This window comes from Roseibium sp. MB-4 (genome assembly GCF_053005265.1).
Genome location: NZ_JBRKQB010000001.1, coordinates 2,329,691 through 2,354,926 on the forward strand (window position 1 = coordinate 2,329,691; position 25,236 = coordinate 2,354,926).

The following is a 25,236-nucleotide window of genomic DNA, read 5'->3' on the forward strand; positions in this document are numbered from 1 at the left end:
AAAAGATACTTGGGCATCAAGCCGGTTGGCGGACAACAGGACGGCCAACCGGCTTGACACCTTTGTGCCGAAACCCACCAATGGGCATCGTCAAATTCAACGATTAGAGGACTCCCTTCCCATGGAGAAGAAGCACCAGATCAATCTTTGGTACGCCTTCATCGCAATGATGCTGGTGCTGACCTTTCAGAGCTGGTGGACGGCCTATAAGACCATTGAAGAGATCCCTTACAGCCAGTTCGAACAGTACCTCAAGGACAAGAAAATTGAGGAGATTTCCGTCAAGGAAAACACCATTCAAGGCAAATTCAAGGAGCCTTTGAAGGATGGCAAACAGTATTTTGTGACGACCCGCGTGGAACTGCCGCTCGCTGAAGAACTCACGAAATACGATGTGAAGTTCACGGGCGTGATCGAGAGCACGCTCATACGGGACATTCTCTCCTGGGTGTTGCCGGTGTTGCTGCTCTTTGGCCTTTGGATGTTCTTCATCCGGAAATTCGCCGAAAAACAGGGCATTGGCGGGATGATGACCGTCGGCAAGTCCAAGGCGAAAGTCTATGTGGAGACCGACGTTGAGGTCAGCTTTGAAAATGTCGCCGGGGTTGATGAGGCCAAGCGGGAACTGAAGGAGATCGTCGATTTCCTGAAAGACCCGAAGTCCTACGGCCGGCTTGGCGCGCACGTGCCAAAGGGCATTCTTCTGGTGGGGCCTCCGGGTACCGGCAAGACGTTGCTTGCCCGAGCAGTGGCCGGTGAAGCAGGTGTTCCGTTCTTCTCAATTTCAGGGTCCGAGTTTGTCGAGATGTTTGTTGGGGTTGGCGCGGCCCGTGTCCGGGATCTGTTTGAACAAGCGCGTAAGGCGGCCCCTGCCATCATATTCATCGACGAACTCGATGCACTGGGGCGTGCGCGGTCGAGTGGTGCCATGGGCACCAACGACGAAAAAGAACAAACCCTCAATCAGCTCCTGACCGAATTGGACGGGTTTGATCCCTCCAGCGGCATCATTCTGCTGGCAGCGACCAACCGGCCGGAGATCCTGGATCAGGCACTGCTGCGTGCCGGCCGGTTCGACCGGCAAGTGCTGGTGGATCGCCCCGACAAAAGCGGGCGGCGGGCCATCCTTGATGTCCATGTCAAGAAGATCCAACTCGCGCAGGACACGGACCTTGATCAGGTCGCCCAATTGACAGCCGGCTTCTCTGGAGCCGATCTTGCAACCTTGATCAATGAAGCCGCCCTGCTCGCGACCCGCCGAAATGCGGATGCCGTTACCCTGAAAGACTTCAACGAGGCCATCGAACGCGTGATTGCAGGGCTTGAAAAACGCAGCCGGGTTCTGTCCGAAAAAGAACGCAAGACAGTCGCCTTCCATGAGATGGGCCATGCGCTTGTTGCCGCCAATCTTGAAGGCTGCGATCCAGTACACAAGATCTCGATCATCCCGCGGGGCATCGGCGCGCTCGGTTACACCATGCAGCGGCCGACCGAAGACCGGTTCCTACTGTCAACGCAGGACCTGGAAAACCGGATGGCTGTTTTAATGGGCGGGCGTGCGGCAGAAGAAATCATCTTCAACGAGATATCGACCGGGGCGTCGGACGACCTTCAAAAAGTCACCGAAGTGGCCCGGGACATGGTGATGCGCTACGGCATGGAAGGCGGACTCGGGAACCGGGTTTACGCAAGCCCGCAGCAGAATTTTCTTGGCCAGCCTGTGCCGGACAGGGCGGATGTTTCAGAAGAAACCCAGCGGGAGATTGATTTGGCAATCCGCGCCCGGGTGGAGGCGGCCTTCGCAAGAGCAAAAGCAATCCTGAACGATCACCGGTCCGAGCTAGATGCCGGTGCGGAGTTGCTATTGACCAAGGAAACCCTGACCGATCAGGACTTCCCGGCCATCCGTCCCATCGCCGAGCGCAACCCCGCCGCAGCGGCGGAGTGAACAAACAAAAACGCCCGCAAACTGCGGGCGTTTTCCAGATCTTTGACTTTCACATCTGCCGCCCCGGACTTGAACCGGGGCCTCGTCAATGCCCGAGGTCCCGGCTCGGAGGCCGGGACGGCAGATACGAAACCATCAGTTTCCGATACTCAGACGACGTTCGCTTCGGTCTTGGATTTGACTTCGTCCAGGGAAACATCCGGCGCCAGTTCGACGACCGTCAGGCCGTGCGGCGTGATGTCGAAGACGCCGAGGCCGGTGATGACCCGGTCAACGCAGCGCACACCGGTGAGCGGCAAGGTACACTCTTTCAGCAGCTTCGGATCGCCTGCCTTGGAAGTGTGGTCCATGATGACGACGACGCGCTTGACGCCGGCGACAAGATCCATTGCACCGCCCATGCCCTTGACCATCTTGCCCGGGATCATCCAGTTGGCGAGATCGCCGTTCTGGGAGACTTCCATCGCGCCAAGGATCGACAGATCAATGTGACCGCCGCGGATCATGCCAAAGCTGTCGGCAGAGGAGAAATAGCTCGTCTGCGGCAATTCGGTGATTGTCTGCTTGCCGGCGTTGATTAGATCGGCATCAACCTCATCATCGGTCGGGAACGGCCCCATGCCGAGCATGCCGTTTTCCGACTGTAGGGTGACATGCATGCCATCCGGAATGTAGTTGGAAACCAGTGTCGGAATGCCGATACCGAGATTGACGTAAAAGCCGTCGTGAAGTTCTTTTGCCGCGCGCGCGGCCATATCGTCACGTGTCCAGGCCATGTTTTTATCTCCTCAACTCGATCAGGCTTCGCGGGTGGTGCGCTTTTCGATGCGCTTCTCATGGCTGCCGACAATGATGCGGTCGACAAAGATACCGGCGGTGTGGATGTTGTCCGCGTCGAGTTCACCGACTTCAACCAGCTCCTCCACTTCCACAACAGTGGTTTTGCCGGCAGTCGCCATCATCGGATTGAAATTCCGCGCGGTCTTCCGGTAGATCAGGTTGCCTTCCTTGTCGGCCTTCCAGGCTTTAACCAGGGAAACATCGGACACAAGACCGGTCTCCATGATGTAGGTCTCGCCGTTGAAGTCTTTGTGCTCCTTGCCGTCGGCAATCAACGTGCCCACACCGGTCTTGGTGTAGAAACCCGGAATGCCTGCACCGCCAGCGCGGATCCGCTCGGCAAGTGTACCTTGCGGGTTGAACTCGAGCTCCAGCTCGCCGTTGAGGTACTGCTTTTCGAAGGTTGCGTTCTCGCCCACATAGGACGACACCATTTTCTTGATCTGGCGGGTTTGCAGCAACAAGCCCAGACCGAAATCATCCACGCCGGCATTGTTCGAGATCGCGGTGATGTTTTGGGCGCCGGATTCCCGCAGAGCCACAATAAGGTTCTCCGGAATCCCGCAAAGGCCGAAGCCACCGGCCATCACAGTCATTCCGTCAAAGGTCAGGCCCTCCAGGGCAGCCTTTGCGTCCGGGTAGACTTTGTTCATTTTTCACTCCCGTTTGGTGTCGTAACGCACGTCGGCGGCACATTCGCTGCAAGTTTTCCTTCGGTCAAGGGGCAATGATGCGTTGCAGCGAAAAACATGAACCTTCATTCAGATCGCAAGGTTTACCCTGTTTGCGGTTTGTCGTATGCGAACAGCATCTTGACCCATGGATATGGTTTTGTGCTGATCCGGATATGGTATGTAATTCCTTAACGGTCAAACGAAGATTACCGACGAAAGACTCTGGAGCCTTGTACCAATTCCTGTCGACCCTCTTTAAGATTGCGGTGATTTCGCTGCTGGTCGGCGCCGGATTATCGTTCATCAACATCACAGCGGAAGATGTGCTCGGCTCCGTCGGTCTCAGCCCAATCCAATTGTGGATTTACATGCTGGAGTTCCGGGACTGGGCGATCCCGAATATGATTCTCGGCGCGTTTATCGTGGTGCCGGTTTGGCTTGTGATTTACCTATTCCGCCCTCCGCGCGCATAAAACTCAGCCGTCCGCGCCGAACGCTGCCCGTTCATCCCGTTCCCGCTGCACCTGCTGCCGCTTGGTGGCAATGGACGCTGCAATCACACCGATCGAGACAAGCACGACCAGGATCGTACAGACCGCATTGATTTCCGGCGTAACACCAAGGCGGACCTGGGAATAGATTTTCATCGGCAAGGTGGTTGCACCAGGCCCTGTGGTGAAGCTCGCAATGACGAGATCATCCAGGGACAGGGTGAATGCCAGCATCCAACCTGCAATGACACCGGGCAGGATGATCGGCAGCGTGATTAGGAAGAACGTTTTGACCGGCGGGCACCCGAGATCTTCAGCTGCCTCTTCAACGGATTTGTCGAACCCGACCAACCGCGACTGCACGACCACAGCCACGTAGCACATGGCAAACGTGGTGTGCGCTATGATCACTGTCCAAAACCCGCGCGCCTGATCCATCGCCACAAACAGAAGCAGCAGCGACAACCCGAGGATCACCTCCGGCATAACAAGCGGGGCGAAGATCATGCCCGAAAACATGGAGCGCCCCATAAACCGCCCTGAACGCACCAAGACCAATGCGGCCATTGTGCCGAGCACCGTCGCGACAGATGCCGAAACAAAGGCAACACGCAGCGTCACCCACGCCGCATCCAGCAGCTGATCGTTCTGGAGGAGTTCCACATACCACTTGGTGGAAAAACCGCCCCAGACCGTCACCAGCCGGCTTTCGTTGAACGAATAGATGACCAGAAGCACAATTGGCAGATATAGGAACGAAAAGCCGAGGACGATCGACGTCACGTTGAACCAGGAAGGGCCGCGAGTCATTGGTTCTTCTCCGCCATTTTTTGTTGCTGGTTCTGGAAAAGAACGATCGGAATCACGAGGATCAGCAAGAGGATCACTGCGACTGCAGAAGATACCGGCCAATCGCGGTTGTTAAAGAACTCCACCCACAGCGTCTTGCCGATCATTAGGGTTTCCGATCCGCCGAGAAGGTCTGGGATGACGAACTCGCCAACCGCTGGAATGAACACAAGGAAACAGCCTGCGATTACACCTGGAAGCGATAAGGGAACGGTGATCTTCCAGAAGGCTTTCCATGGCGGGCAGCCGAGGTCTTCTGCGGCTTCCAACAGACTGCCATCCAGCTTTTCAAGGCTAGCGTAAAGCGGCAGCACGAGGAACGGCAGGTAGGAGTAAACGATGCCGATATAGACCGCGACATTGGTGTTTAGGATCACCAGCGGCTCGTCAATCAGGCCCAGCATCATAAGGAACTGATTGAGAAGGCCCTCGTTTTTGAGAATGCCGATCCAGGCGTAGACGCGAATGAGGAAGCTGGTCCAAAACGGCAGGATCACCAGCATCAAAAGGGTCGGCCGCCAAGCTTCCGGGCTCCGCGCCATACCGTAAGCGATCGGGTAACCGATCAGGAGGGTCATGAATGTGGAAACCGCGGCAATGTAAACCGAGGAGACGTAAGACTTCCAGTAAAGGGCATCTTCCGTCAGCCAGACATAGTTCTCCAGGGAGAGCTCGCCAAGTCCTTCCCGAAAAGCCTGCCAACCTTCAGCCAAATCGAACGTTGGAAAATAAGGCGGGATCGCAACCGCGACCTGCGAGAGGGAAATCTTGAAGACGATCAGAAACGGCGCGAGGAAGAAAATCAGCAGCCAGAAATAAGGAACTGCAATTAATCCCCAGCCGCCGAGACCCCGTTTGGATTTAGATGCCGCTTTGCTCATGCCGCCCTCCTCATCCAGTCAGGATTACACCGGCGTCCCGGTCAAATGTCAGGACAACATTTTCATCCCATGTGATCGGGTTTTCGACCATGCGCGAGATGTTGGCCTTGGTGGCACGTAAAATGTCGTGATCGTCTTCACCAACCTTCGCATGGAAGATGGAAACGTCGCCAAGATAGGCGATGTCCCAAACGATCCCACCAATCTGATTGGTTACCGAACCTTCTGGCTGCCCCTGCGCAACTCGAACCTTTTCGGGTCGAATGGCATACCAGACTGTATCTCCGACAGAAGCAGCCGTTGTCTGCTCCGTATCAATGGCAAAGTCGCCAACAACCGCCTGCATACGCGTCCCGTTATCGGCCTTCTCCAGAACCTTCGCCTCGATCAAGTTCACATCGCCGATAAAGTCGGCAACAAACTTGGAGTTCGGCGCTTCATAAATCTCCGAGGGTGTTGCCACCTGAACAAGTTCACCGCGATCCATGACAGCGATCCGGTCGGCGACCGTCATTGCTTCTTCCTGATCGTGCGTTACGATCAAGAAGGTCATTTTCAAATCTTCCTGCAGCGCCATGAGCTCAAACTGCGTTTCTTCGCGCAGCTTGCGATCCAGCGCGCCCAGTGGTTCATCGAGCAGTAAGACCTTAGGGCGTTTTGCGAGAGACCGAGCCAGAGCAACACGTTGCCGCTGACCGCCGGACAACTGGTGAGGCTTGCGCTTGGCGAATTGCTCAAGCTTGGTCAGCCGCAGCATTTCGGCGACCCGATCATCAATTTCCGATTTCGGTAGATTGTCCTGCTCCAGGCCGAACGCAATGTTCTTCTCAACGCTCATATGCGGGAAAAGCGCATAGGACTGGAACATCATATTGGACGGCCGCCGGAAAGGCGGAATGCCAGACAAATCCTGGCCATCGAGAAAGATCTCACCGGAGGTGGGCGTCTCGAACCCGGCGAGCATGCGCATCAACGTGGTTTTGCCGCAGCCGGATCCTCCAAGGAGTGCAAAAAACTCCCGCTTGTAGATCTTGAGTGAGAGATTGTTGACCGCGATAAAGTTACCAAACTTCTTGGTAACATTGCGAAATTCGATAAACGGCTTTTGTTCTGGATCTTCCCAGGGAACAAATTCGCGGCGCACTGGTCCGATCGTCTTTTTAGCCAAGGTAGCCCCCACCCCACGAAGAACTAAGACACAAAAAGTCCACCGGACAGCAAATGCGGTCCGGTGGTTGTCTTGGGTTACTGTCCGCTTTTCACAGAGGTCCAGGACCGTGTCACAACGCGGTTCACCTTCGGCGGGTAGGACGTCACGGTGTAGAGGTTTTCGACAGCTTCTGCCGGCGGATAAATCGCCGGATCACCGATGACATCGTCATTCAGCATTTCTTGAGAGGCTTTGTTGCCGTTTGCGTAATAGACGTAGTTCGAGGCCTTCGCCATCACATCCGGGCGCATGATGTAGTTCAGGAATTCATGCGCTTCCTCTTTGTTTTTAGCGTCTGCTGGGATCGCCATCTGGTCGAACCACATCAGTGCGCCTTCTTTCGGAATGGCGTATTCCACGGTTACGCCATTGTCGGCCTCTGCTGCACGGTCACGGGCCTGCAGAACGTCGCCAGACCAACCGACTGCCAGGCAGATGTCACCATTTGCAAGCGCGTTGATGTACTCCGAGGAATGGAACTTTTGGACGTAGGGCCGGACCGATTTCAAAAGCTCAGTCGCTTTTTCAATTTCGCCGGTGTCCTTGCTGTCCGGGTCCAGTCCAAGGTAGTTCAGCGCAGCCGGGAACAATTCGGTCGGCGCATCAAGAACATGGATACCGCATTCTTGGAGTTTTGCAGCATTTTCCGGCTTGAACAACAGGTCCCAGCTGTCAACCGGTGCGTCTTCGCCAAGTGCAGCCTTTACCTTCTCGACATTGTATCCAAGGCCAGTTGTGCCCCACATGTAGTTGATAGAATAGGCGTTATCCGGGTCGTATTTGGCAACCCGCGCTTCGATATCCGACCACATGTTTCCGATATTGCTCAACTTGGATTTGTCGAGTTTGTCGAAGACGCCTGCCTGGATTTGGCGCGACAGGAACGTGCCGGTCGGGACCACAACATCATACCCGGTACCTCCAGCCAGAAGCTTGGTCTCAAGCACTTCGTTGGAGTCAAACACGTCGTAGACAACGTTGATGCCGGTTTCCTTGGTGAAGTCTTCCAAGATCGACTCATCGATATAGTCGGACCAGTTGTAGACATTGACCGTGCGATCTTGAGCCAATGCCGCCCCACCCAGCACACTGAGTGAAGTTACGGCGAGAAGCATAGTCTTGAGTTTCATATTCATGTTCCCCTGTTTTGTTTCGGAGGACGTTGACCGTCATCTTTTTGCAAACGGCGGTAACCGTTTGCGGTTCCCTTTGGTTTGACGCGAACTTTGCCACGCACGGTATTTTTGTCCAGAGTCGATTTTGGGCAAGCCTGCTTAGCTTATGTTCGTTTTCCGGTTTGCTTACAGATATGTCTGTCGTTCGAGTGAGGAAATTTCACGGCCGAACTCGTTCAATTCTTCTCGTTTGATTTCCGTCAGCACTTTGTGCATTTCAGGACCGACCGCCTTCTTCATCAATTTGGAAGCCTCAAACGCATCAATGGCTTCGTCCATCCAAGGCGTCAGGCGTTTTTTGCGCTTTTCATACGCATTGCCCGTTACTGCCGCTGGTGGATCTTTCTTCAGACGCAGCCCCTCCATCATGCCTGCAAGGATCCCGGTGAGAACCAGATATGGATTGGCATCCGCACCTGCAATCCGGTGCTCCACGCGTGCGGCCTCTGGAGAAGAAGCGGGAACCCGTAGAGCCACAGAGCGGTTGTCAAACCCCCAGCAGATTGATGCCGGAGCGTAAGATCCCGGTTGCATGCGCCGGAACCCGTTGAATGTTGAAATGAAGAGCAACAGAGCTTCCGGCATCGTCTTCAACAAGCCATTGATCGCATATCCGAGCCTCTCGCGGCCATGTTCCGGATCTGCAAACAAGTTGCCGTTGTCATCTTCCATAGAGACGTGAACATGCATGCCATTGCCGGGCCATTCCACAAACGGCTTGGCCATAAAGGACGCTTTAAGCTCATGTTTTCGCGCAACACCGGCAACAAGACGACGAAGCAGCACGACATCATCGGCAGCCAAAAGCGGGTTGTTTCGATGATGCAAGTTCAATTCAAACTGTCCAGGTGCGGCCTCCGACACAGCAGCGTCTGCCGGAATGCCTTGCGCCTCACATGCCTTGCGCAGGTCATCAACAACAGGCAGCAACGCTTCCAGATCAGACAGCGCATACATGTTTTGCCGCGCCGGACCGAGATGGGTCGAGAACAGGGGCTTTGGCTGCTCGGTCCAATCCCCGTCACTCTCCTCGAAAAGATAAAATTCCAGCTCAAAGGCACATGTGGCTGTGACGCCGAACTCTTCCTTCATCTGCGCCACGGTGTTTTCAAGCACATGCCGCGGATCAGCGAGGAAAGGTTCACCATCACGGTCGTACATCGACAAGAGCACCTGAGCGGTCTTCCGATCCGCCCACGGGACGAGCTTTAGAGATTCCGGGATTGGCCAACACACGCCATCCTTGTCGCCAGTTTCCAGGTGCATACCGGTCGCTTCGACTTCCCGGCCCCACACGTCCAGACCGAACAGGGAATAAGGAAACGCGACACCGCCTTCGAAGACTTTCGCCAGCGCTTTTCCGGGCAGCCATTTTCCGCGTAGAACCCCGTTCGTATCCGGCAGAACTACTTCGAGTGTATCCAAGTCTGGATGTTCTTCCAAAAAGGCTTCGAAAGCCGACTTCCAACCGGGCTCCGCCGGATGTTCCAGAATCTGGTGAGGAAGTTCGTTCATTTACGTCCTGTGTTTCTGCTGGCCTTGTTGGTTCTTTGGACCACCAGCTTATGATTGCGATATCGAAAAAAATGTGATCACTTTCTAGATAGACTGTCAAGACAATCGCGATGAAATCGCAAATCCAACATAGAAGGATATCACTATTGCCGGTCCGGCGCTCCGCACTCAATGCGGGTCCTGAGAAGACCCAAACGACCGCTTCAGCGCGCAGCGCAACCCGCGATCAAGTGGATATCGCTGTGCGATCAGGCCTGCTGACCGGACGGTTTATTCCCGGAAAAGCGGTAACGCTGCGGGGTCTTGCAGCAGAGCTCGGGGTCAGCCCGATGCCGGTGCGCGAGGTGCTTCAACGTCTGGCTGCTGAAAACGCTCTTGAAGTCAAACCCAATGGGCGCATCCAGGTTCCCGACATGACACCGGAGCGATTTGACGAGGTGTTGATGGCCCGTCTCCTGCTCGAGCCGGAACTGGCCGTACGCGCCATGCCCCACCTTAGTTCCGACGACATTGCAGAACTGAGGCGCATTGATGACGATATTGACGTGCGGCTTAGCTCCGGCGATGCGGAAGCCTATATGCGGCTGAACCACGCCTTTCACTTTGATATCTATCGAGCATCCGGCTCCCGTGTTTTGTTGCCGCTGATCGATAGTCTCTGGCTCCAGTTCGCCCCCTTCATGCGCACCGTTTACGGGCGAGTCGGCACAGTGAACTTGATCGACCAGCACAAGGCCGCCATTCATGCGGTCGAGATGCAAGACGCCTCAGCATTGAGAGAAGCGATCACGGCAGACATCGCTGATGGCATGGGCCTCCTTGGCCGGGAAATTCTCCAAGGCGAACAGCCCGGTTGATCCCGGCTCAACCTTGTGTCATTTTGTGATCACAAAATAGTCCTGACGGCATTTGGATAAACATTGAACAGCAGCCAATTCGTGATTTTCACGGCTGTTCGGTTGCGCCGATCATGGACAAGAATCTCTGGAGCCTCGCGTGACTGATACCCCACCTGCCAATTCGACCCCGCACAAGGATGAAAGTCTACGCGGTGTTTCAAACGTTGATGCCGCGCGGGATTGGCTCAACCATCGGAACATTCAGGATATCGAGTGTATCGTTCCGGACCTGGCGGGCGTTGCCCGAGGCAAGATGATGCCGACGGAAAAATTCTTTTCGGGCCCTGTCATGACCATGCCTGCCTCGATCTTCGCGCAGACGATCTCCGGCGACTATCCGGAGGACGACGAGCGCTTCCAACACAACCCGACTGACGGCGACCTCTATTTCCGGGCCGATTATTCGACTCTGACAACAGTCCCTTGGGAAAGCGATCCGACGGCACAGCTCATTCACGATGCCTATACGCGGGAAGGTGCGCCCGTGGAGACGGCGCCGCGAAATGTCCTGAAGCGCATTCTGAAGCTTTATGAAGACAAAGGCTGGCAGCCGGTTGTCGCCCCCGAGATCGAATTCTATTTGGTTCGTCCCAACACCGATCCCGATTATCCGCTGGAACCGCCGACAGGCCGCTCCGGCCGTCCTGAGGTCGGCCGTCAATCCTATTCGATTTCGGCCCTCAACGAATTCGACGACTTGATCGACGACATCTATGACCTGTCCGAACAGCAGGGGCTGGAAATCGACACGATGATCCATGAGGAGGGTGCGGCGCAGATGGAAATCAATCTGCGTCACGGCAATCCTCTGGAGCTCGCAGATCAGGTCTTCCTGTTTAAGCGCACCATCCGTGAAGCCGCGCTCCGGCATGAGATGTATGCGACCTTCATGTCGAAACCGATGTCGAACCAGCCCGGGTCGGCGATGCACATCCACCAATCGGTGATCGACAAAGAAACCGGTCAGAACATCTTTGCCGGCGAGAACGGGATGGAAACGGAGGCGTTCCTGTCCTTCATTGCCGGGCATCAGGTGTATCTGCCGCAAGTCACCCCAATCATGGCGCCGTTCGTGAATTCCTACCGTCGGTTCTCAAAGACTTCGACCTCGCCGGTCAACGTGTACTGGGGCTATGACAATCGGACGGTCGGGCTGCGCGTGCCGTATTCAAGTCCGGATGCGCGGCGCCTGGAAAATCGTATCCCCGGCTCCGACGCAAACCCCTACCTTGCAATCGCTGCGTCTCTGGCCTGCGGCTATCTCGGGATCGTTAAGGGTCTGAAACCCGATGCCCCGCGCATGGATGACTGCACCGAGCTCACCAAGTCCCTGCCGCGCGGTTTGCCGGAAGCCCTTACATTGTTCGAAAACTCAGAAGACATGATCGAGGTTTTCGGAGAGAAATTCGTCGCGACTTACCGCGCTATCAAATACGAAGAATTCGAAACCTTCATGTCGGTAATCAGCCCGTGGGAGCGGGAATATCTTCTGCTGAACGTGTGATTGGCCTTCTTCCGGAGCATCCTTTTATGACCGCCCATTCCAACATCTATCCGACCAAGGCGCTTCAGGAACTGGACGCCGCACACCATTGGCACCCGTTTTCGGACATGAAGTCTCTGAACGCCGAAGGCAGCCGGGTGATCACCAGCGCAGATGGTGTCTGGTTGACGGATTCCAACGGCAACAAGATCCTCGATGGCATGGCCGGGCTTTGGTGCGTGCAGGTCGGACACGGCCGCTCGGAAATCACCGAGGCCGTCACCAAACAAATGAACGAGTTGGCTTATTACAACACGTTCTTCAAGACGACCCACCCACCCGCAATCGCTTTGTCAGAAAAGCTCGCCAAGCTTGCTCCAGATCACATCAACACCGTGTTCTACTGCTCGTCCGGCTCGGAAGCGAACGACACCGTGTTCCGCATGGTGCGGACCTATTGGGACAAGATGGGCAAGCCGAACAAGAAGGTGATCATCGGCCGCTGGAACGGCTATCACGGTTCGACCCTCGCTGGCACCAGCCTTGGCGGCATGAAAGCCATGCACGCACAAGGGGACCTGCCCGTTTCTGGTGTTCATCACATCGACCAGCCTTACTGGTTCGGTGAAGGTCAGGACATGAGTCCGGAAGACTTTGGTGTTCATGTGGCCCGAAAACTTGAGGAAGCCATAGATCAGATTGGCGAAGACAGGGTCGCGGCCTTTATTGCAGAACCCATTCAGGGTGCGGGCGGCGTTATCATCCCGCCGGAAACCTACTGGCCTGAGATCAAACGCATCCTTGAGGAACGCGACATACTGTTTGTGTCGGATGAGGTCATTTGCGGCTTCGGCCGTTTGGGAGAATGGTTCGGATCCTCCTACTACGGCGTAAAGCCGGATCTGATGCCGATCGCCAAAGGGCTCACCTCCGGCTATTTGCCGATGGGTGGTGTTCTGGTTTCTGACTGCGTCGTTGAAGGGTTGATGCTGGCCGGTGATGACTTCAATCACGGCTACACCTATTCCGGACATCCGGTCTGCGCCGCTGCCGCGCTCGCAAATCTGGAAATCATTGAACGCGAAGGCCTTGTGGACCGGGTGAAGACCGATATTGGTCCGTACCTCAAAGAGCGCTGGCTGAAACTTGGCGAGCATGAACTTGTTGGCGAAGCGCGCATGACGGGTTTGGTTGGCGCTCTGGAGTTGGTCCCGGACAAAAATACCCCGACCAAGAAGTTCTCAGATGTCGGCGTGCCCGGCACGCTGTGCCGCGATGTTTCGTTTGAACATGGGATGGTGATGCGCGCCGTTCGCGACAGCATGATCATCTCACCGCCTTTGGTGCTGTCCCACGAGGAGGCGGATCATCTTGTCGCAACTGCGGAAAAAACACTGAACGATACCTATCGCATCTTAAAGCGCGATGGGTGGATGGGCTGACCCCATCGGGCAGGCTTTAGGAAGCTGAAGCCTGCCCTTCGATCCAATCCCTGAACTGGCGCATCGCCAGTGTTTCATTGCGGGATTTCAACCAGGTCAACCAGTACCGACCGAGCGATACGGTTTGCGGGAATGGCTGTTTCAGCCGGCCCGTCTCCAACTCCTCCCGAAACATCGTCACAGGTACGAGCGCAACACATGCGCCTTTGGCGGCTGCGGCAGCCATTGTCACCGATGAATCAAACATCCAACCTCTAATGCTCGGCGGTTCCACATTTACCGCCTCAAACCACCGGCTCCATTCATCCAACCTATACGACCGCAAGAGCGGAACAGCCTTTAGGTCAGCGGGTGACTTCAGGGCTTCCGCCATTGAAGGTGCGCAAACCGGAGACAAAGGCGCATTCATCAACTGAACCGCATTGGTGCTGTGCCAGGCCCCATCTCCAAACCGGATAAAGTAGTCGAGGCCATCTTCAAGAAAATCGGCCCGGTTGTTGTTGGTCTTCAGCCGCACATCGACATCGGGATAAGCCAGCGAAAAACTAGTGAGCCGATCAATCAGCCAGCCATAAGCGAAAGTAGAAACGGCACCGATCGTGAGCACCTCTTGAAAATTGCCATGTTCAAAGCGGCTAAGCGTTGCACTTATTCGGCCAAAGGTATCGCTCAGAACTGGTAGAAGTGTCTGGCCTTCATCTGTCAGCACGACGCCACGTGGCAATCTGTCAAACAGCGACACACCCAGAATTGCCTCAAGCGACTTTACCTGATGGCTGACGGCGGTCTGGGATACCCGCAGTTCCATGCCCGCCTTTGTGAAACTTCCAAGGCGAGCAGACGCTTCAAACGCCCGAAGAGCGTTCAACGGCAATTGCGAAATATTCATGAAGGCTAATCCAAGGCTAAGTTTTTCTCATGCCTAACCGGAGAAACCATCATTTGTCGATCCCTTGAGCTGCAATCATATTCCTATTCACCGATCGGCATTGCTTCAGAACCGCGGCTGGAGCGCCCATCATTGAAAACGAATGGACACTTCTCATGACGTTTCCCAAAGCGCTCACGTTGGGCGCAGCCGCTTTGTTTCTGGCTCTTCAAGGATCAGCGTATTCCGGTGGACCAGAGTTCGATCCGGCGCCTCTTGCCAAAGCTGCCAAGGCGATTGAAAGCCGTTTGAACACACGCATTGGCGTTGCCGTCTTCGATCCGGCCAGCGGGCTGAACTGGAACTACAATGGCGACGATCGGTTCCCGATGAACAGCACTATGAAGGCCTTTGCCTGCGCAGCACTGCTGGACCGGATCGACAAGAAGCAGAGCAGTCTCGATCAGCGCACCATAATCACCAGCGATATGATCGTCTCTTATTCGCCGGTCACCGAAAAACATATCAACACAGCGGATATGACTCTCGCCGATCACTGCGAGGCGACCATCACGATCAGCGACAACACATCTGCGAATATCATTCTGGAGGAACTAGGTGGTCCAATCGGGGTGACGACCTACATGCGCTCCATCGGCGATGACGTCACCCGCCTAGACCGCTATGAGCCGAGCTTGAACGAAGGAACTCCGGGAGACCCACGCGATACCACCACACCAGTGGCTGCAGCGCTGTCTCTCTACAAGGTTCTGTTTTCGGATGAGTTAAGTGCATCGTCCCGCAAACAGCTGATGCAATGGTTAGAGGCGAACAAGGTCGGTGATGCAACGCTTCGTGCAGGCCTGCCGCATGACTGGCGCATCGGAGACAAGACAGGTGCCGGAGCCTATGGTTCCCGCGGCAACATTGCGATTATCTGGCCGCCCAACCACACGCCCGTCGCTCTTGCCGTTTATGTCACCGAAAATGAGGCAGAGTTCCAAGCCCGGAACAAGGCCATAGCCGAGATTGGCACGGCCTTTAAGGCGAGCTTTGAATAAATAAAAAGACCGGGGCAGCAGCGCTGACCCGGTCACTTTTATCAATGCTCAAAGTTTGCGCCGCTACTCCGCCGCGATGGCTACATCCCGGTGCGAGCGACGGGCCCAAGGCCGGGTGCCTTCCGGGATTTCTTCGATCGAGCCGAAAGCCGGTTGCAGGTACTTGGTAACTTCCGGCCATTCTCCAGCTTTCAGTGCTTTCAGAACTTCTGGCTTCGAAATCTCAAAGCTTGAGACGCCGCAACGGCGGGCGAGCGGCACTTGGTCCAGGATGTAGCTGCCGACCGCACGGATATCGCCCTGATAGTTCAGGTGCTCCCGCAGGTCGCGGGCCGTCGAGAATCCGCGGCCATCGGCGAAGCTCGGGAATGCCACCGCGACATAGGCAAACCTGTCTAAGTATTCGGCAGCAAGTCCGACTTTTTCCCCGGCCTCGACCAGCAACGCCGTTTTCCAGGCGCGACTCAGATACGCTTCTGGAGCTTCAAGGAACGCCGACACCGGGACCAGCAAATCGCCGTCCGCAGCCGGACCGGTTTCACTGTCTGCCCTGACCCAGGTTTCCTCGACGAATTCACCGTCTTTGTAGATCGTTGCCATCTTTAGCGTCCTCAAACTCTCTCAGCGATGCAGCTCAAATGCCGCTGCCGTCAATTTCCTTGCCATGGGTCGGCCAATGAATGCCGCACTCAGTCTTGTCTTGTCCGCGCCAGCGCCCCGCGCGCGGATCTTCGCCCGGCGCCACCTTGCTTGTGCAGGACAAGCAACCGATGGACGGATAGCCTTCGGCGACAAGCGGGTGCGGCGGCAGGTCGTGGCTCTTTGCATAGTCCAGGATGTCAGCCGCAGACCAGTCGGCGAGCGGATTGATCTTGACCCGCCCGGCGTCGATTTCGAAAAAATCCAACTCAGACCGTGTCGAGCTCTGATGGCGTTTACGGCCCGAAATCCAGGCTTCAAAACCATGCAATGCGCGCTCGAGCGGCACGACCTTGCGAATGTGACAACACGCATCCGTATCGCTCATCCAGAGCATGCCGTCTGGGTCTTTTTCGGCAAGGTCATCCTTGGTTGGCTTGAACGTGCGCACATCGGTGAGGCCAAGCTTGGCAACCAACTCATCCCGGTAAAGGATTGTCGCCGGAAACAGCTTCACCGTATCGACGAACAGTACCGGCGTGGATGGATCCACCTGCGAAACCATGTGCAAGAGCACCGCGGAATCTGCGCCAAAGCTGGACACCATGGCGATTTCCCCGGCGAATTGGTGCCGTATGGACGCCTGAAGGATGTCCTGCGCAACGGCATCCTCGAACTGGGCGTTCAGCGCGGCAATTTCCGCCTGAAGTCCGAGTTCCGGATCAACACCGAGGCTGAAGGTCTCATGCAGCGCCATAAAGGGCCTCCTTGAACGGCGCCTCCCCGACCCGGCGGTACGCATCCAGGAAGGTTTCGTCCTTGCCGGACCGAAGTCCAAGATAGGTATCGACCAGTGTCTCGATCGCGTCGACGACTTCTTCAGAGGAGAACCCGCGCCCGACGATTTCGCCGATGGATGCGTTTTCGTTGGCCGAACCGCCCAGCGTCACCTGGTAGAACTCTTCGCCCTTTTTCTCGAGGCCGAGAATGCCGATGTGACCGACGTGGTGGTGCCCACAGGCATTGATGCAGCCTGAAATCTTGATCTTCAGCTCGCCAATTTCGGCCTGACGCTGAGCTGTGCCGAAGCGTTCGGAAATCCGTTGAGCCACAGGGATTGAGCGGGCCGTTGCAAGCGCGCAGTAATCCATGCCCGGGCAGGCAATGATGTCGGTGATCAGCCCGGCGTTGCCTTCGGCAATGTTCGCTGCAACCAACTGGTCGAACAGAGCCGGTAGGTCATCCAATTTCACATGCGGCAGGATTACGTTCTGCTCATGGGAAATCCGGATTTCATCCTGTCCATACCGTTCGGCAAGATCCGCAATCACATCCATCTGCGCATCGGATGCATCGCCCGGGATACCGCCGATCGGCTTCATAGACAGGGTCACGGATGTGTAGCCCGGCACGCGGTGCGGATTGAGATTGTGGGCAAGGAACTGTGCAAAAGCAGCGTCCGTCTCACGGCGCACTTCGACCTTGGCCGAGATGTCTGACCCGACCTCGAGCGGAGGGGGCGCAAAGTAAGCTTCTATCCGCCGCACTTCTTCGTCCGGAAGACGAAGAACACCGTAGCGGATCTTCTCAAATTCGCCTTCGATATCCGCCTTCAGGTCTTCCAAGCCGGTTTCATGCACAAGGATCTTGATCCGCGCCTTGTACTTGTTGTCCCGGCGGCCGTAGCGGTTGTAAACGCGCAGGATTGCCTCGGAATAGGCAAGCAGATCTTCTTCGGGAAGGAAGTCGCGGACCTTGCGGCCGATCATCGGTGTCCGGCCGAGGCCGCCGCCAACAAAGACCTCAAAGCCGATCTCACCGGCCTTGTTGCGGGTCAACTGCAGACCGATGTCATGCACCTGAACGGCCGCGCGGTCGTTCGGCGCGCCTGTGATGGCGATCTTGAACTTACGCGGCAAGAACGAAAACTCCGGGTGAAGCGATGACCACTGACGCAAGATTTCCGCATAAGGACGCGGATCTGCGATCTCGTCGGCTGCAGCACCGGCGAAATGATCTGCCGTCACGTTCCGGATGCAGTTCCCGGAGGTTTGGATGGCGTGCATCTCCACTTCGGCCAGCTCTTCGAGGATCTTCGGAGTGTCCTCAAGTTTCGGCCAATTGAACTGGATGTTCTGGCGCGTGGTGAAGTGGCCATAGCCCTTGTCGTAAGTTCGGGCGATGTGCGCCAGCTTGCGCATCTGACGGCCATTCAACGTGCCATAGGGAATCGCAACACGCAGCATGTAGGCATGAAGCTGCAGGTAAAGGCCGTTCATCAGGCGCAGCGGCTTGAACTCGTCCTCGGACAATTCACCGGCCATGCGGCGGCGGACCTGGTCCTTGAACTGTTCGGTGCGCTGGTTGACGAAACTCGCGTCAAATTCATCGTAACGGTACATGTGTCTCTCCTGCCGGGCGCTGCTCGATCTGGCGCTGCCCGCCGCGTGTGCTCATGTCAGGCGGAAACGGCCTGAGCCTGTTTTCCAAAATGGGGATGGGTGGTCGGACCTTTCGCTCGGATGCGTTCGCGCAGCCGTACGGGAACAATGACGTCGTCCTCGACGGTCACATCCATCTCGTAAACGCCGACGACCTTCTGGTCTTTTTCTGCGGCCGCACCGATGGAAAGGCCTTCGGCGACCGCATCCTTGCCGTCGAAGATCCGGGCCAGGGTCACGCGCTCAACCCAAGCGTCGTTTTCTCCGAGCCAAACGACATCGCCATCCAAAAGGCGGTTGGCTGTGATGACTTTCATAAACTTCTCTCCTCAAGCCGCGGCAACAGCGCGCACGAGCTGCGGCGCCAGCGGTTCGGCCTGTTCAAGGGCGGCATGGCCGACGGCCTCGCCAATAACGATCAAAACCGGGCCATCGATCTCAGGGCGGTTTGACAGGACCGCAAGCTCTGACAGATCACCGGCAAACTGACGTTCATCGGGATGCGCCGCATTCTCGATGACCGCAACGGGGGTGGATGGGGTCATGCCCGCGCCAATGAGACGGTCCGCGACGGACGCTGCAACGGTCCGACCCATGTAGACAGCAACGGTTGCGCCCTTCAGCGCCAGACCTGCCCAATCAGGCAGTGTTTCCGACTTCGCATTATGGCCTGTGGCAAAAACCAAGTTGGAGGCCACACCGCGCAACGTCAGCGGGATCTGCGCCGAGGCTGCGGCGGCAAAGGCTGCTGTCACACCGGGAACGATTTCAAAGCCGATCCCGCCGGCGCGGAGCGCCTCCATTTCTTCTGCCGCCCGGCCAAAGATCATCGGATCCCCGGCTTTCAGACGGACAACCTTGAGGCCTTCCGATCCGAGCTTTACCAGCAAATCGCAGATTTCGGATTGCTGAACGGAGTGAGCGCCCTTGCGCTTGCCGACGGAAATGCGTTCCGCATCCCGGCGCCCCATGGCCACCACATCGACCGGGACCAAGGCATCATGGACAATGACGTCGGCTTCCTGCAGGAGGCGCTGAGCCCGAAGCGTGAGAAGATCCTCAGCTCCAGGCCCGGCACCCACCAGCCACACAAACCCCGGCTCATCGGCCATGCTGTTCAACAAGCGCTGCGCTTCGGCACGCGCAACATCTGCCTTACCCGCGTAAAGATTGGTTGCGACTGAGCCGGAGAAAAACCGGGCCCAAAAATTCCGTCGCAGGTTGCCGTCGGAAATGACTTTTGACGCCGCATCACGGAAACTCTCGGCGAGCCTTGCAAGCGCGCCGGTTGATCGCGGCAGCATGCCTTCGATCCGCGCGCGGATATGGCGCGCCAGAACCGGTCCGACGCCGGTAGATGTGATCGCCACGGCAATCGGCGCCCGGTTGACGAGTGCGCCAGTGTAAAAATCGCAGATCTCAGGCTTATCGACCGCGTTCGCCGGTACGCCCATGATCCGGGCCGCATCAATGACCGCCTTGTCCAGATCCCAGTCTTCCCTTGCGGAGAAAACCATGGCGGCATCGGTCAGATGTCTTGGCTTGAAGTCTTCGGCGATATGGGTCGCGGAGAACAAATCGACGGCGGATTGCAGTTCGTGATCTATATCCTGTCCGACCACAACGATTTCCGCATTGGTTTCGCCCAGAAGGCGCACCTTGGCTGCAGCTTCGCCGCCGTGTCCGACAACGACTACACGCCTGCCTGCGACCTTCATGAAGGCCGGGAAGACATCCAGCCGGTCTTCCGGCTTTTTGCGTGCCTTTTCTGTCTGTGATCTGCGGCTTGCCATCAGCAAGGGTCTCCAATCCCAATTTGATGACCTGAATGTAAGCGGTGGCGGAGAGAAGTGCCGGGTACGGGATTTCAAAGCCGGAGGAGATTGCGGAAAAGATTTTCCTGATTTGCCGCTTCGGCGATGCATGCGTTCATTTGCTGGTCCCTACACGCCGATCGCGGCGACGGCCTCTCCTAACCATGGAAAGCTCGACTACCTTTCAAATCCAACGGACACCCGGTTCAATGTGACAAACGGAAATTCCAAAGTCAGGGCTAGGAATTGACACCCGTTTCGGGCTAACAAATGAGTCGAAAAAACGAGTTACAGGGTCAAGTGAGGCTGCCAGTTTCAGCCCGCCGCACTTGCCGATTTTCTTCTCCCAAGACCAACCAATCGCCAATCTGTGAGTCAAATCATGCGCTTTTCGCTTTCGCTTACCGCGGTCCTCACCGTCATGTTTCTTCAGGGAACCCCAGTCCATGCCCAGCAGGCTGAACAGGGTGAACTCTGGCAAACAAGATGTGCCGGTGCCTCGCGGTCCGCAGAGGCGTTGACGTGCGAGGCCAGCCAGAGCCTTCGCGTGAAGGAAAGCGGTCAGCTTCTGTTCAAGGTAGATATCATCTATCCGGGGAACAACGCCGCGCCAGTCTTCCAGATGCAGGCTCCGCTCGGGTTTTACCTACCTGGAAAGGTGAAACTAACCGTTGATGGCACACAGATTGGCGACATGACCATCAGCACATGCGATCAACGTGGCTGCTATATCAGCGCCCCGGCAACCGATGCCATGATTGAAGCGATGAAGGCCGGAGCGCAGCTGCAAATCGACTTTGCCGCTTCAGCCAACCAGCGCCAGAAGATCGACGTTCCGCTGACCGGCTTCAGCCGCGCCATGGCGGCTATTCAGTAACGGCGACGGATTGCGCTCGAGCGCCGGAATTTCCCGGCTCTTGGGCGGTTGGACAGCCACTCAGTCCACTATGACTGCAGAGCCTTCCCGTCTGCGATCACCAATGCCTTCAAACTCGCCGCTTCCAGTTTTTTGAACCGCATGAACGCCGCCGAAGAACATGTTTGGCTCCGCCCAAATGCGGTGATCTGAAAACGCGTCTATCAGGTCTTCCAGTTGACGCTGTTCCAATCCAGCTTCGACATCCAGGTGACCGTTCTCGATATGAAGACGTGGCATTTGGACAGCTTGCAGCAGCGTCGCACCACCAAAACTCAGCCGCGCTACGGCTTGGAAAATTGCCGACCTGATGCGGCTGGAACCGCCCGAGCCGAGCGCAATCAATCGCCCATCTGGCGTCTCCAGAAGAGTCGGGCACATCATGGAGGCCGGGCGGGTATTCACCGGCCACCCAACGGACCCTCCAGGGTTCACATCCTCCTCGCCCAGGATATTGTTCAGCATGAAGCCGAACCCGTTGACGATCTCACCGCTTCCAGTCCCGTTGGAAACCGTCACTGAACACGCATTCCCGTCTGCATCGACAGCCGAAATGTGTGTGGTTCCGTTCTGACGCAAAGGGTGCTTCAAGAATGCTCTGAGATCACCCCGCGCTGAGACGCGCGCTTCATCTGCAGCGCTCAACGCAGTTGCCAGGGACACTGGCGTACAGTCTTCAAGATGTTGAAATGCATATTGGATCAAAGTGCCGCTGGCAGCTGGAAGCGGGTTTAAAAACACGCGCGCTTCGCCCACGTCCAAAGCGAGCGGTTCCCGCTCTTCAACCTTGTAAGCCGATAGATCTGCCTCGGAAAGATGTCCGTTGGCCGCCTGCTCTTCCAGCAGCGCTTCAGCTATTTTACTGTCGCGCCAGCGGGCTCGGCCTAGAACCCGGAACGTCTCTGCAAGCCCGGGATTGACGAAGGTTTCGCCTGCACTTTGAAGCTGACCTACCGGCGCGAACAAGGCGCGGGTGGCTTCTGTTGCCATCAAGATGGGCGCAACAACGGTGGACAGATATGATTGATATCCGGTCAGATTGATTCCGGAAGAGGCCGCCTCAATAGCCGGGGCAAAATGCTCTTGATGCGTGAGGCGTGCACCTCGGTTTGCTAAGGTATCAAGACCATCCAGAAATCCGGGCGTGGCCACGGTGGCCGGACCAATATGAAAGATCTGTTTGGTCGGTCCGAAATCAGCCTCGATCGTCTGAAATCCATCTTCAGAGTTGCCGCGCTTTTCAAGCGGCGTTTGCGTGAAGAAATCGAGGAGCTGTGTTTTTCCCGTGTTCCCGTCCCGGATCATGGCAAAACCGCCACCACCAGGAGACGCAAGAACCGGTTCGCAAACACAGGCCATGGCCAAGGCGGCTATAGCGGCATCAACGGCACTTCCGCCTTCGCGCAGCATCTCTGCGCCAGCTTCCGCTGTGAGGGTATGACCCGCGGCAACCGCGCCTTTTTGTGGTTTTCTCATGTGTTGGTCAAATCATGCGTTCGAGGGCGACGCAAGGGGGCCTTCGGCTAAAGCATGGCTGCGAAATAACGCCTGGCGTGAAGGCAACAAGCCGGCGCTTGGCCGGCTTGTTCGGTCCAACAAAAATGCCTAGCTTATTTCATCGACTGAAGGATCGAGACATAGTTGGCGACAGCTGCACCGCCCATGTTGAAGATCCCGCCGAGTTCCGCATTTTTCACTTGGATATCGCCAGCCGTTCCGGTCAACTGCATGGCCGTTAGAACGTGCATGGACACACCCGTTGCGCCAATCGGGTGGCCTTTGGCTTTCAAACCGCCAGACGGATTGACCGGCAACTTGCCATCCATTTCAGTCCAGCCTTCGAGAACAGCCCGCGAGCCTTCGCCCTCTTTGGTCAGTCCCATCGCCTCGTATTCGATCAACTCTGCAATGGTGAAGCAGTCGTGTGTCTCGACAAATGAAAGATCGTCAATCGCAAGGTTTGCGTCTCCGAGCGCTTGGCCCCAAGCCTTTGAACAGCCTTCGAATTTCAAGATGTCGCGTTTCGACATCGGCAGGAAGTCCTGCACGTGGGCCAGACCGCGGAAGGCAACGGCCTTTTTCATACCAAGCGCGGTCGCCGGGTCTGTTAGGACCATGGCCGCAGCGCCATCAGAGACGAGCGAACAGTCGGTGCGCTTCAGCGGGCCTGCCACAAACGGGTTTTTCTCGCTCTCATCCCGGCAGAACTCATAGCCCAAATCCTTGCGCATCTGCGCATAAGGGTTGCCCACACCGTTCTTGTGGTTCTTGGCAGCAATCTTTGCCAAAGCATCGGACTGATCGCCGTATTTTTGGAAGTAGGATTCCGCGATCTTGCCGAAAACTCCCGCAAATCCTGCCGGTGTGTCGCCATCCTCTTTCAAATATGACGCCTTCAGAAGGTTTTTGCCTATTTCCGGCCCCGGCGTAGTCGTCATTTGCTCCACACCGACAACGAGCACAAACCGCGCTGCTCCGGACGACACCGCGCGGACGCCCTGATGGACAGCAGCAGAACCGGTCGCACAGGCGTTTTCAACCCGTGTTGCCGGGGTGAACCGGAGCGCCGGATTGGCCTGCAAGACAAGCGCGGCCGTAAAGTCCTGCGCCGAAAACCCGGCATTGAAGTGACCAAGAACAATCTCATCGACGTCCTCAGGAGAAATGCCGGCATCGTGAATGGCATCCGTCGCCGCTTTCACGATCATGCTTTCAACTGTTTCGTCAGAGTGTTTCCCGAAAGGCAGATGTGCCCATCCAACCATTGCAGCAGTCATGACATTTCCTCCAAACCCGAAAGCTCTGCGCGGTCATGCTGCGAAATTCGTGTTCCGAACTGCGCTAACAGGGTGACCGAGCCTTTCAATTTGGCCTTACACTCCCAGCTTCGATGTTGCTTTGCAAGAAGAAATTGACCTAAACGTCATTCAAATTATTTTTTATTATTTATTTCATATATTTAATTATAAATCAAAATCCCGATACAGAGCTTTTGAATTTGCTTTGCCGGAAGGATGCCAAAGCCGTATCTGCCGGGTCATTTGTTTGTCACAGAAGTTGAGTACCTAGGGGCTCGTTTTGAGCAAATGACTTTTTTCGTCCTTTTTTGATCTGATTTTTGGCCCCGCTTTGCGGGGCTATTTTTTTGCGGCCACGAATGTGTTGCCATTACACCTCCAGTTTTCAAATGCAACGTTTTGAAAGAGCGACCCTGTTACCACTTCAAAATCCATTCGGGCACAGCTAAAACAGCGCGCCGGATGTGTTCCGGATAGCAGGCGCAACGACCCCGGATATCCAATGACCCAACGCCTTCCATTGTCCGCATTCATAATCGCGAAAAATGAGGCGGACCGGATCCCGGCTGCAATCAAAAGCGTTGTCGACTGGGTCGATGAAGTCATCGTGATTGACAGCGGCTCGGAAGATGAGACTGTCGCGGTTGCCGAAGCCCTTGGTGCAAGGGTCGTGTTTAATGAGTGGCCGGGGTATGGCCTGCAAAAACGCTTCGGCGAAGACCAATGCCGCAACGATTGGCTGCTGAACCTGGACGCGGATGAGGAAATCACACCCGAACTTGCGACCGAGATCCGGGCTAAGTTCGATGATCAGAGTTACCTGGATGCAGATGCATGGCGGATCATGATCCGGGACACCTTTCCGCATGAAACGACGCCGGCGCCTTGGGCCTACGGATACAATCAAATCCGGCTTTATGACCGCCGCAAGGGGCGCTTCTCGGTGTCAACCGTGCACGATACCGTCCGGCCGCAGGACGACGCGACCTTAGGCAACCTTCAAGGTATCATGGCGCACCGGTCTGACAGATCTCTTGAATTCAGCGTCGGCAAATACAACCGCTATTCGGATATGCAGGTTCAGGACATGCTGGACCGGGGCCGGAAAATGCCGAGATACCGGCTCTTAACCGAATTTCCGGTCAGCTTATTCAAAGGTTACTTTGTCCGGAAATACCGCAAATACGGCTGGTGGGGCTTCATTCTGGCAATGAACTATGCGCACGGCCGTTTTCTGCGTGTTGCCAAGTCCTATGAAGCCGAGCTGTTGAAAAAGACCAACCGAAAATAGC

At 56.2% G+C, this 25,236-nt stretch carries 23 protein-coding genes; 8 read left to right on the forward strand and 15 right to left on the reverse strand.

Features of this window, described 5'->3' with window-relative positions:
- The first annotated feature begins 121 nt into the window (after positions 1-121).
- Positions 122-1,948, forward strand: a complete 1,827-nt coding sequence (gene ftsH / locus ACVDG4_RS10785) for an ATP-dependent zinc metalloprotease FtsH (RefSeq protein WP_447235038.1) — start codon at positions 122-124, stop codon at positions 1,946-1,948.
- 149 nt (positions 1,949-2,097) lie between these two features.
- Here ftsH and ACVDG4_RS10790 read toward each other — a convergent pair whose 3' ends face one another.
- The gene (locus ACVDG4_RS10790) at positions 2,098-2,724 is read right to left on the reverse strand and encodes a CoA transferase subunit B (protein ID WP_133948546.1); all 627 of its coding nucleotides are present in this window, start codon (positions 2,722-2,724) and stop codon (positions 2,098-2,100) included.
- Between the two features lie 21 nt (positions 2,725-2,745).
- The gene (locus ACVDG4_RS10795) at positions 2,746-3,441 is read right to left on the reverse strand and encodes a CoA transferase subunit A (RefSeq protein ID WP_008190021.1); all 696 of its coding nucleotides are present in this window, start codon (positions 3,439-3,441) and stop codon (positions 2,746-2,748) included.
- A 251-nt stretch (positions 3,442-3,692) separates the two neighbouring features.
- Here ACVDG4_RS10795 and ACVDG4_RS10800 point away from each other — a divergent pair, with 251 nt between their 5' ends.
- Positions 3,693-3,935, forward strand: a complete 243-nt coding sequence (locus ACVDG4_RS10800) for a DUF6460 domain-containing protein (RefSeq protein WP_055670357.1) — start codon at positions 3,693-3,695, stop codon at positions 3,933-3,935.
- A 3-nt stretch (positions 3,936-3,938) separates the two neighbouring features.
- Here ACVDG4_RS10800 and ACVDG4_RS10805 read toward each other — a convergent pair whose 3' ends face one another.
- The 5 genes from ACVDG4_RS10805 to ACVDG4_RS10825 form a co-directional block, all read right to left on the reverse strand.
- Complete coding sequence (locus tag ACVDG4_RS10805) at positions 3,939-4,763, reverse strand: ABC transporter permease (protein ID WP_133948550.1); 825 nt, start codon at positions 4,761-4,763, stop codon at positions 3,939-3,941.
- Positions 4,760-5,683 (reverse strand): ABC transporter permease subunit, encoded by a 924-nt coding sequence (locus tag ACVDG4_RS10810; protein WP_447235039.1) that lies wholly within the window; start codon positions 5,681-5,683, stop codon positions 4,760-4,762. The genes ACVDG4_RS10805 and ACVDG4_RS10810 overlap by 4 nt, the downstream gene beginning before the upstream one ends.
- A 10-nt stretch (positions 5,684-5,693) precedes the next feature.
- Positions 5,694-6,851, reverse strand: coding sequence for an ABC transporter ATP-binding protein (locus tag ACVDG4_RS10815; protein WP_447235040.1), 1,158 nt, complete (start codon positions 6,849-6,851; stop codon positions 5,694-5,696).
- A gap of 77 nt (positions 6,852-6,928) precedes the next feature.
- The gene (locus ACVDG4_RS10820; protein WP_371932323.1) at positions 6,929-8,008 is read right to left on the reverse strand and encodes a polyamine ABC transporter substrate-binding protein; all 1,080 of its coding nucleotides are present in this window, start codon (positions 8,006-8,008) and stop codon (positions 6,929-6,931) included.
- A 186-nt stretch (positions 8,009-8,194) separates the two neighbouring features.
- Positions 8,195-9,583, reverse strand: coding sequence for a glutamine synthetase family protein (locus tag ACVDG4_RS10825; RefSeq protein WP_133948556.1), 1,389 nt, complete (start codon positions 9,581-9,583; stop codon positions 8,195-8,197).
- Between the two features lie 146 nt (positions 9,584-9,729).
- Between ACVDG4_RS10825 and ACVDG4_RS10830 the strand changes: the two genes are divergently transcribed.
- The 3 genes from ACVDG4_RS10830 (at position 9,730) to ACVDG4_RS10840 (ending at position 13,407) form a co-directional block, all read left to right on the forward strand.
- Positions 9,730-10,440 (forward strand): GntR family transcriptional regulator, encoded by a 711-nt coding sequence (locus ACVDG4_RS10830; protein ID WP_447235041.1) that lies wholly within the window; start codon positions 9,730-9,732, stop codon positions 10,438-10,440.
- A gap of 139 nt (positions 10,441-10,579) precedes the next feature.
- Positions 10,580-11,986 carry a glutamine synthetase family protein gene (locus ACVDG4_RS10835; protein ID WP_133948560.1) on the forward strand — a complete coding sequence of 469 codons (1,407 nt, stop codon included), beginning with the start codon at positions 10,580-10,582 and terminating at the stop codon, positions 11,984-11,986.
- Between the two features lie 26 nt (positions 11,987-12,012).
- The gene (locus ACVDG4_RS10840) at positions 12,013-13,407 is read left to right on the forward strand and encodes an aspartate aminotransferase family protein (RefSeq protein ID WP_447235042.1); all 1,395 of its coding nucleotides are present in this window, start codon (positions 12,013-12,015) and stop codon (positions 13,405-13,407) included.
- Between the two features lie 16 nt (positions 13,408-13,423).
- Here ACVDG4_RS10840 and ACVDG4_RS10845 read toward each other — a convergent pair whose 3' ends face one another.
- Positions 13,424-14,296 carry a LysR substrate-binding domain-containing protein gene (locus tag ACVDG4_RS10845; protein WP_447235043.1) on the reverse strand — a complete coding sequence of 291 codons (873 nt, stop codon included), beginning with the start codon at positions 14,294-14,296 and terminating at the stop codon, positions 13,424-13,426.
- Between the two features lie 155 nt (positions 14,297-14,451).
- Between ACVDG4_RS10845 and bla the strand changes: the two genes are divergently transcribed.
- Positions 14,452-15,336, forward strand: coding sequence for a class A beta-lactamase (gene bla / locus ACVDG4_RS10850; protein WP_447235044.1), 885 nt, complete (start codon positions 14,452-14,454; stop codon positions 15,334-15,336).
- Positions 15,337-15,399: 63 nt separating this feature from the next.
- Here bla and ACVDG4_RS10855 read toward each other — a convergent pair whose 3' ends face one another.
- The 5 genes from ACVDG4_RS10855 to cysG are packed head-to-tail and all read right to left on the reverse strand — an operon-like array spanning position 15,400 to position 20,209.
- Positions 15,400-15,936: a DUF934 domain-containing protein gene (locus ACVDG4_RS10855; RefSeq protein WP_447235045.1), complete on the reverse strand. Its 537-nt coding sequence runs from the start codon at positions 15,934-15,936 to the stop codon at positions 15,400-15,402.
- Positions 15,937-15,970: 34 nt separating this feature from the next.
- The gene (locus tag ACVDG4_RS10860; RefSeq protein ID WP_447235046.1) at positions 15,971-16,732 is read right to left on the reverse strand and encodes a phosphoadenylyl-sulfate reductase; all 762 of its coding nucleotides are present in this window, start codon (positions 16,730-16,732) and stop codon (positions 15,971-15,973) included.
- Positions 16,719-18,377, reverse strand: coding sequence for a nitrite/sulfite reductase (locus tag ACVDG4_RS10865; protein WP_447235047.1), 1,659 nt, complete (start codon positions 18,375-18,377; stop codon positions 16,719-16,721). Before ACVDG4_RS10865 ends, ACVDG4_RS10860 begins: the two co-directional genes overlap by 14 nt.
- 56 nt (positions 18,378-18,433) lie before the next feature.
- On the reverse strand, positions 18,434-18,733 hold the full coding sequence (locus tag ACVDG4_RS10870; protein ID WP_447235048.1) for a DUF2849 domain-containing protein: 300 nt from the start codon (positions 18,731-18,733) through the stop codon (positions 18,434-18,436).
- Positions 18,734-18,745: 12 nt separating this feature from the next.
- On the reverse strand, positions 18,746-20,209 hold the full coding sequence (gene cysG, locus ACVDG4_RS10875; protein ID WP_447235049.1) for a siroheme synthase CysG: 1,464 nt from the start codon (positions 20,207-20,209) through the stop codon (positions 18,746-18,748).
- Positions 20,210-20,612: 403 nt separating this feature from the next.
- Between cysG and ACVDG4_RS10880 the strand changes: the two genes are divergently transcribed.
- Positions 20,613-21,107 carry an invasion associated locus B family protein gene (locus ACVDG4_RS10880; RefSeq protein ID WP_447235050.1) on the forward strand — a complete coding sequence of 165 codons (495 nt, stop codon included), beginning with the start codon at positions 20,613-20,615 and terminating at the stop codon, positions 21,105-21,107.
- A gap of 60 nt (positions 21,108-21,167) precedes the next feature.
- Here ACVDG4_RS10880 and ACVDG4_RS10885 read toward each other — a convergent pair whose 3' ends face one another.
- Both ACVDG4_RS10885 and ACVDG4_RS10890 read right to left on the reverse strand, forming a co-directional pair.
- Entirely contained in the window at positions 21,168-22,622 is a 1,455-nt protein-coding gene (locus tag ACVDG4_RS10885) for a gamma-glutamyltransferase (RefSeq protein WP_447235051.1), read from the reverse strand.
- Between the two features lie 134 nt (positions 22,623-22,756).
- Positions 22,757-23,923, reverse strand: coding sequence for an acetyl-CoA acetyltransferase (locus ACVDG4_RS10890; RefSeq protein WP_447235052.1), 1,167 nt, complete (start codon positions 23,921-23,923; stop codon positions 22,757-22,759).
- 523 nt (positions 23,924-24,446) lie between these two features.
- Between ACVDG4_RS10890 and ACVDG4_RS10895 the strand changes: the two genes are divergently transcribed.
- Positions 24,447-25,235: a glycosyltransferase family 2 protein gene (locus ACVDG4_RS10895; protein ID WP_447235053.1), complete on the forward strand. Its 789-nt coding sequence runs from the start codon at positions 24,447-24,449 to the stop codon at positions 25,233-25,235.
- Position 25,236 lies beyond the last annotated feature (1 nt).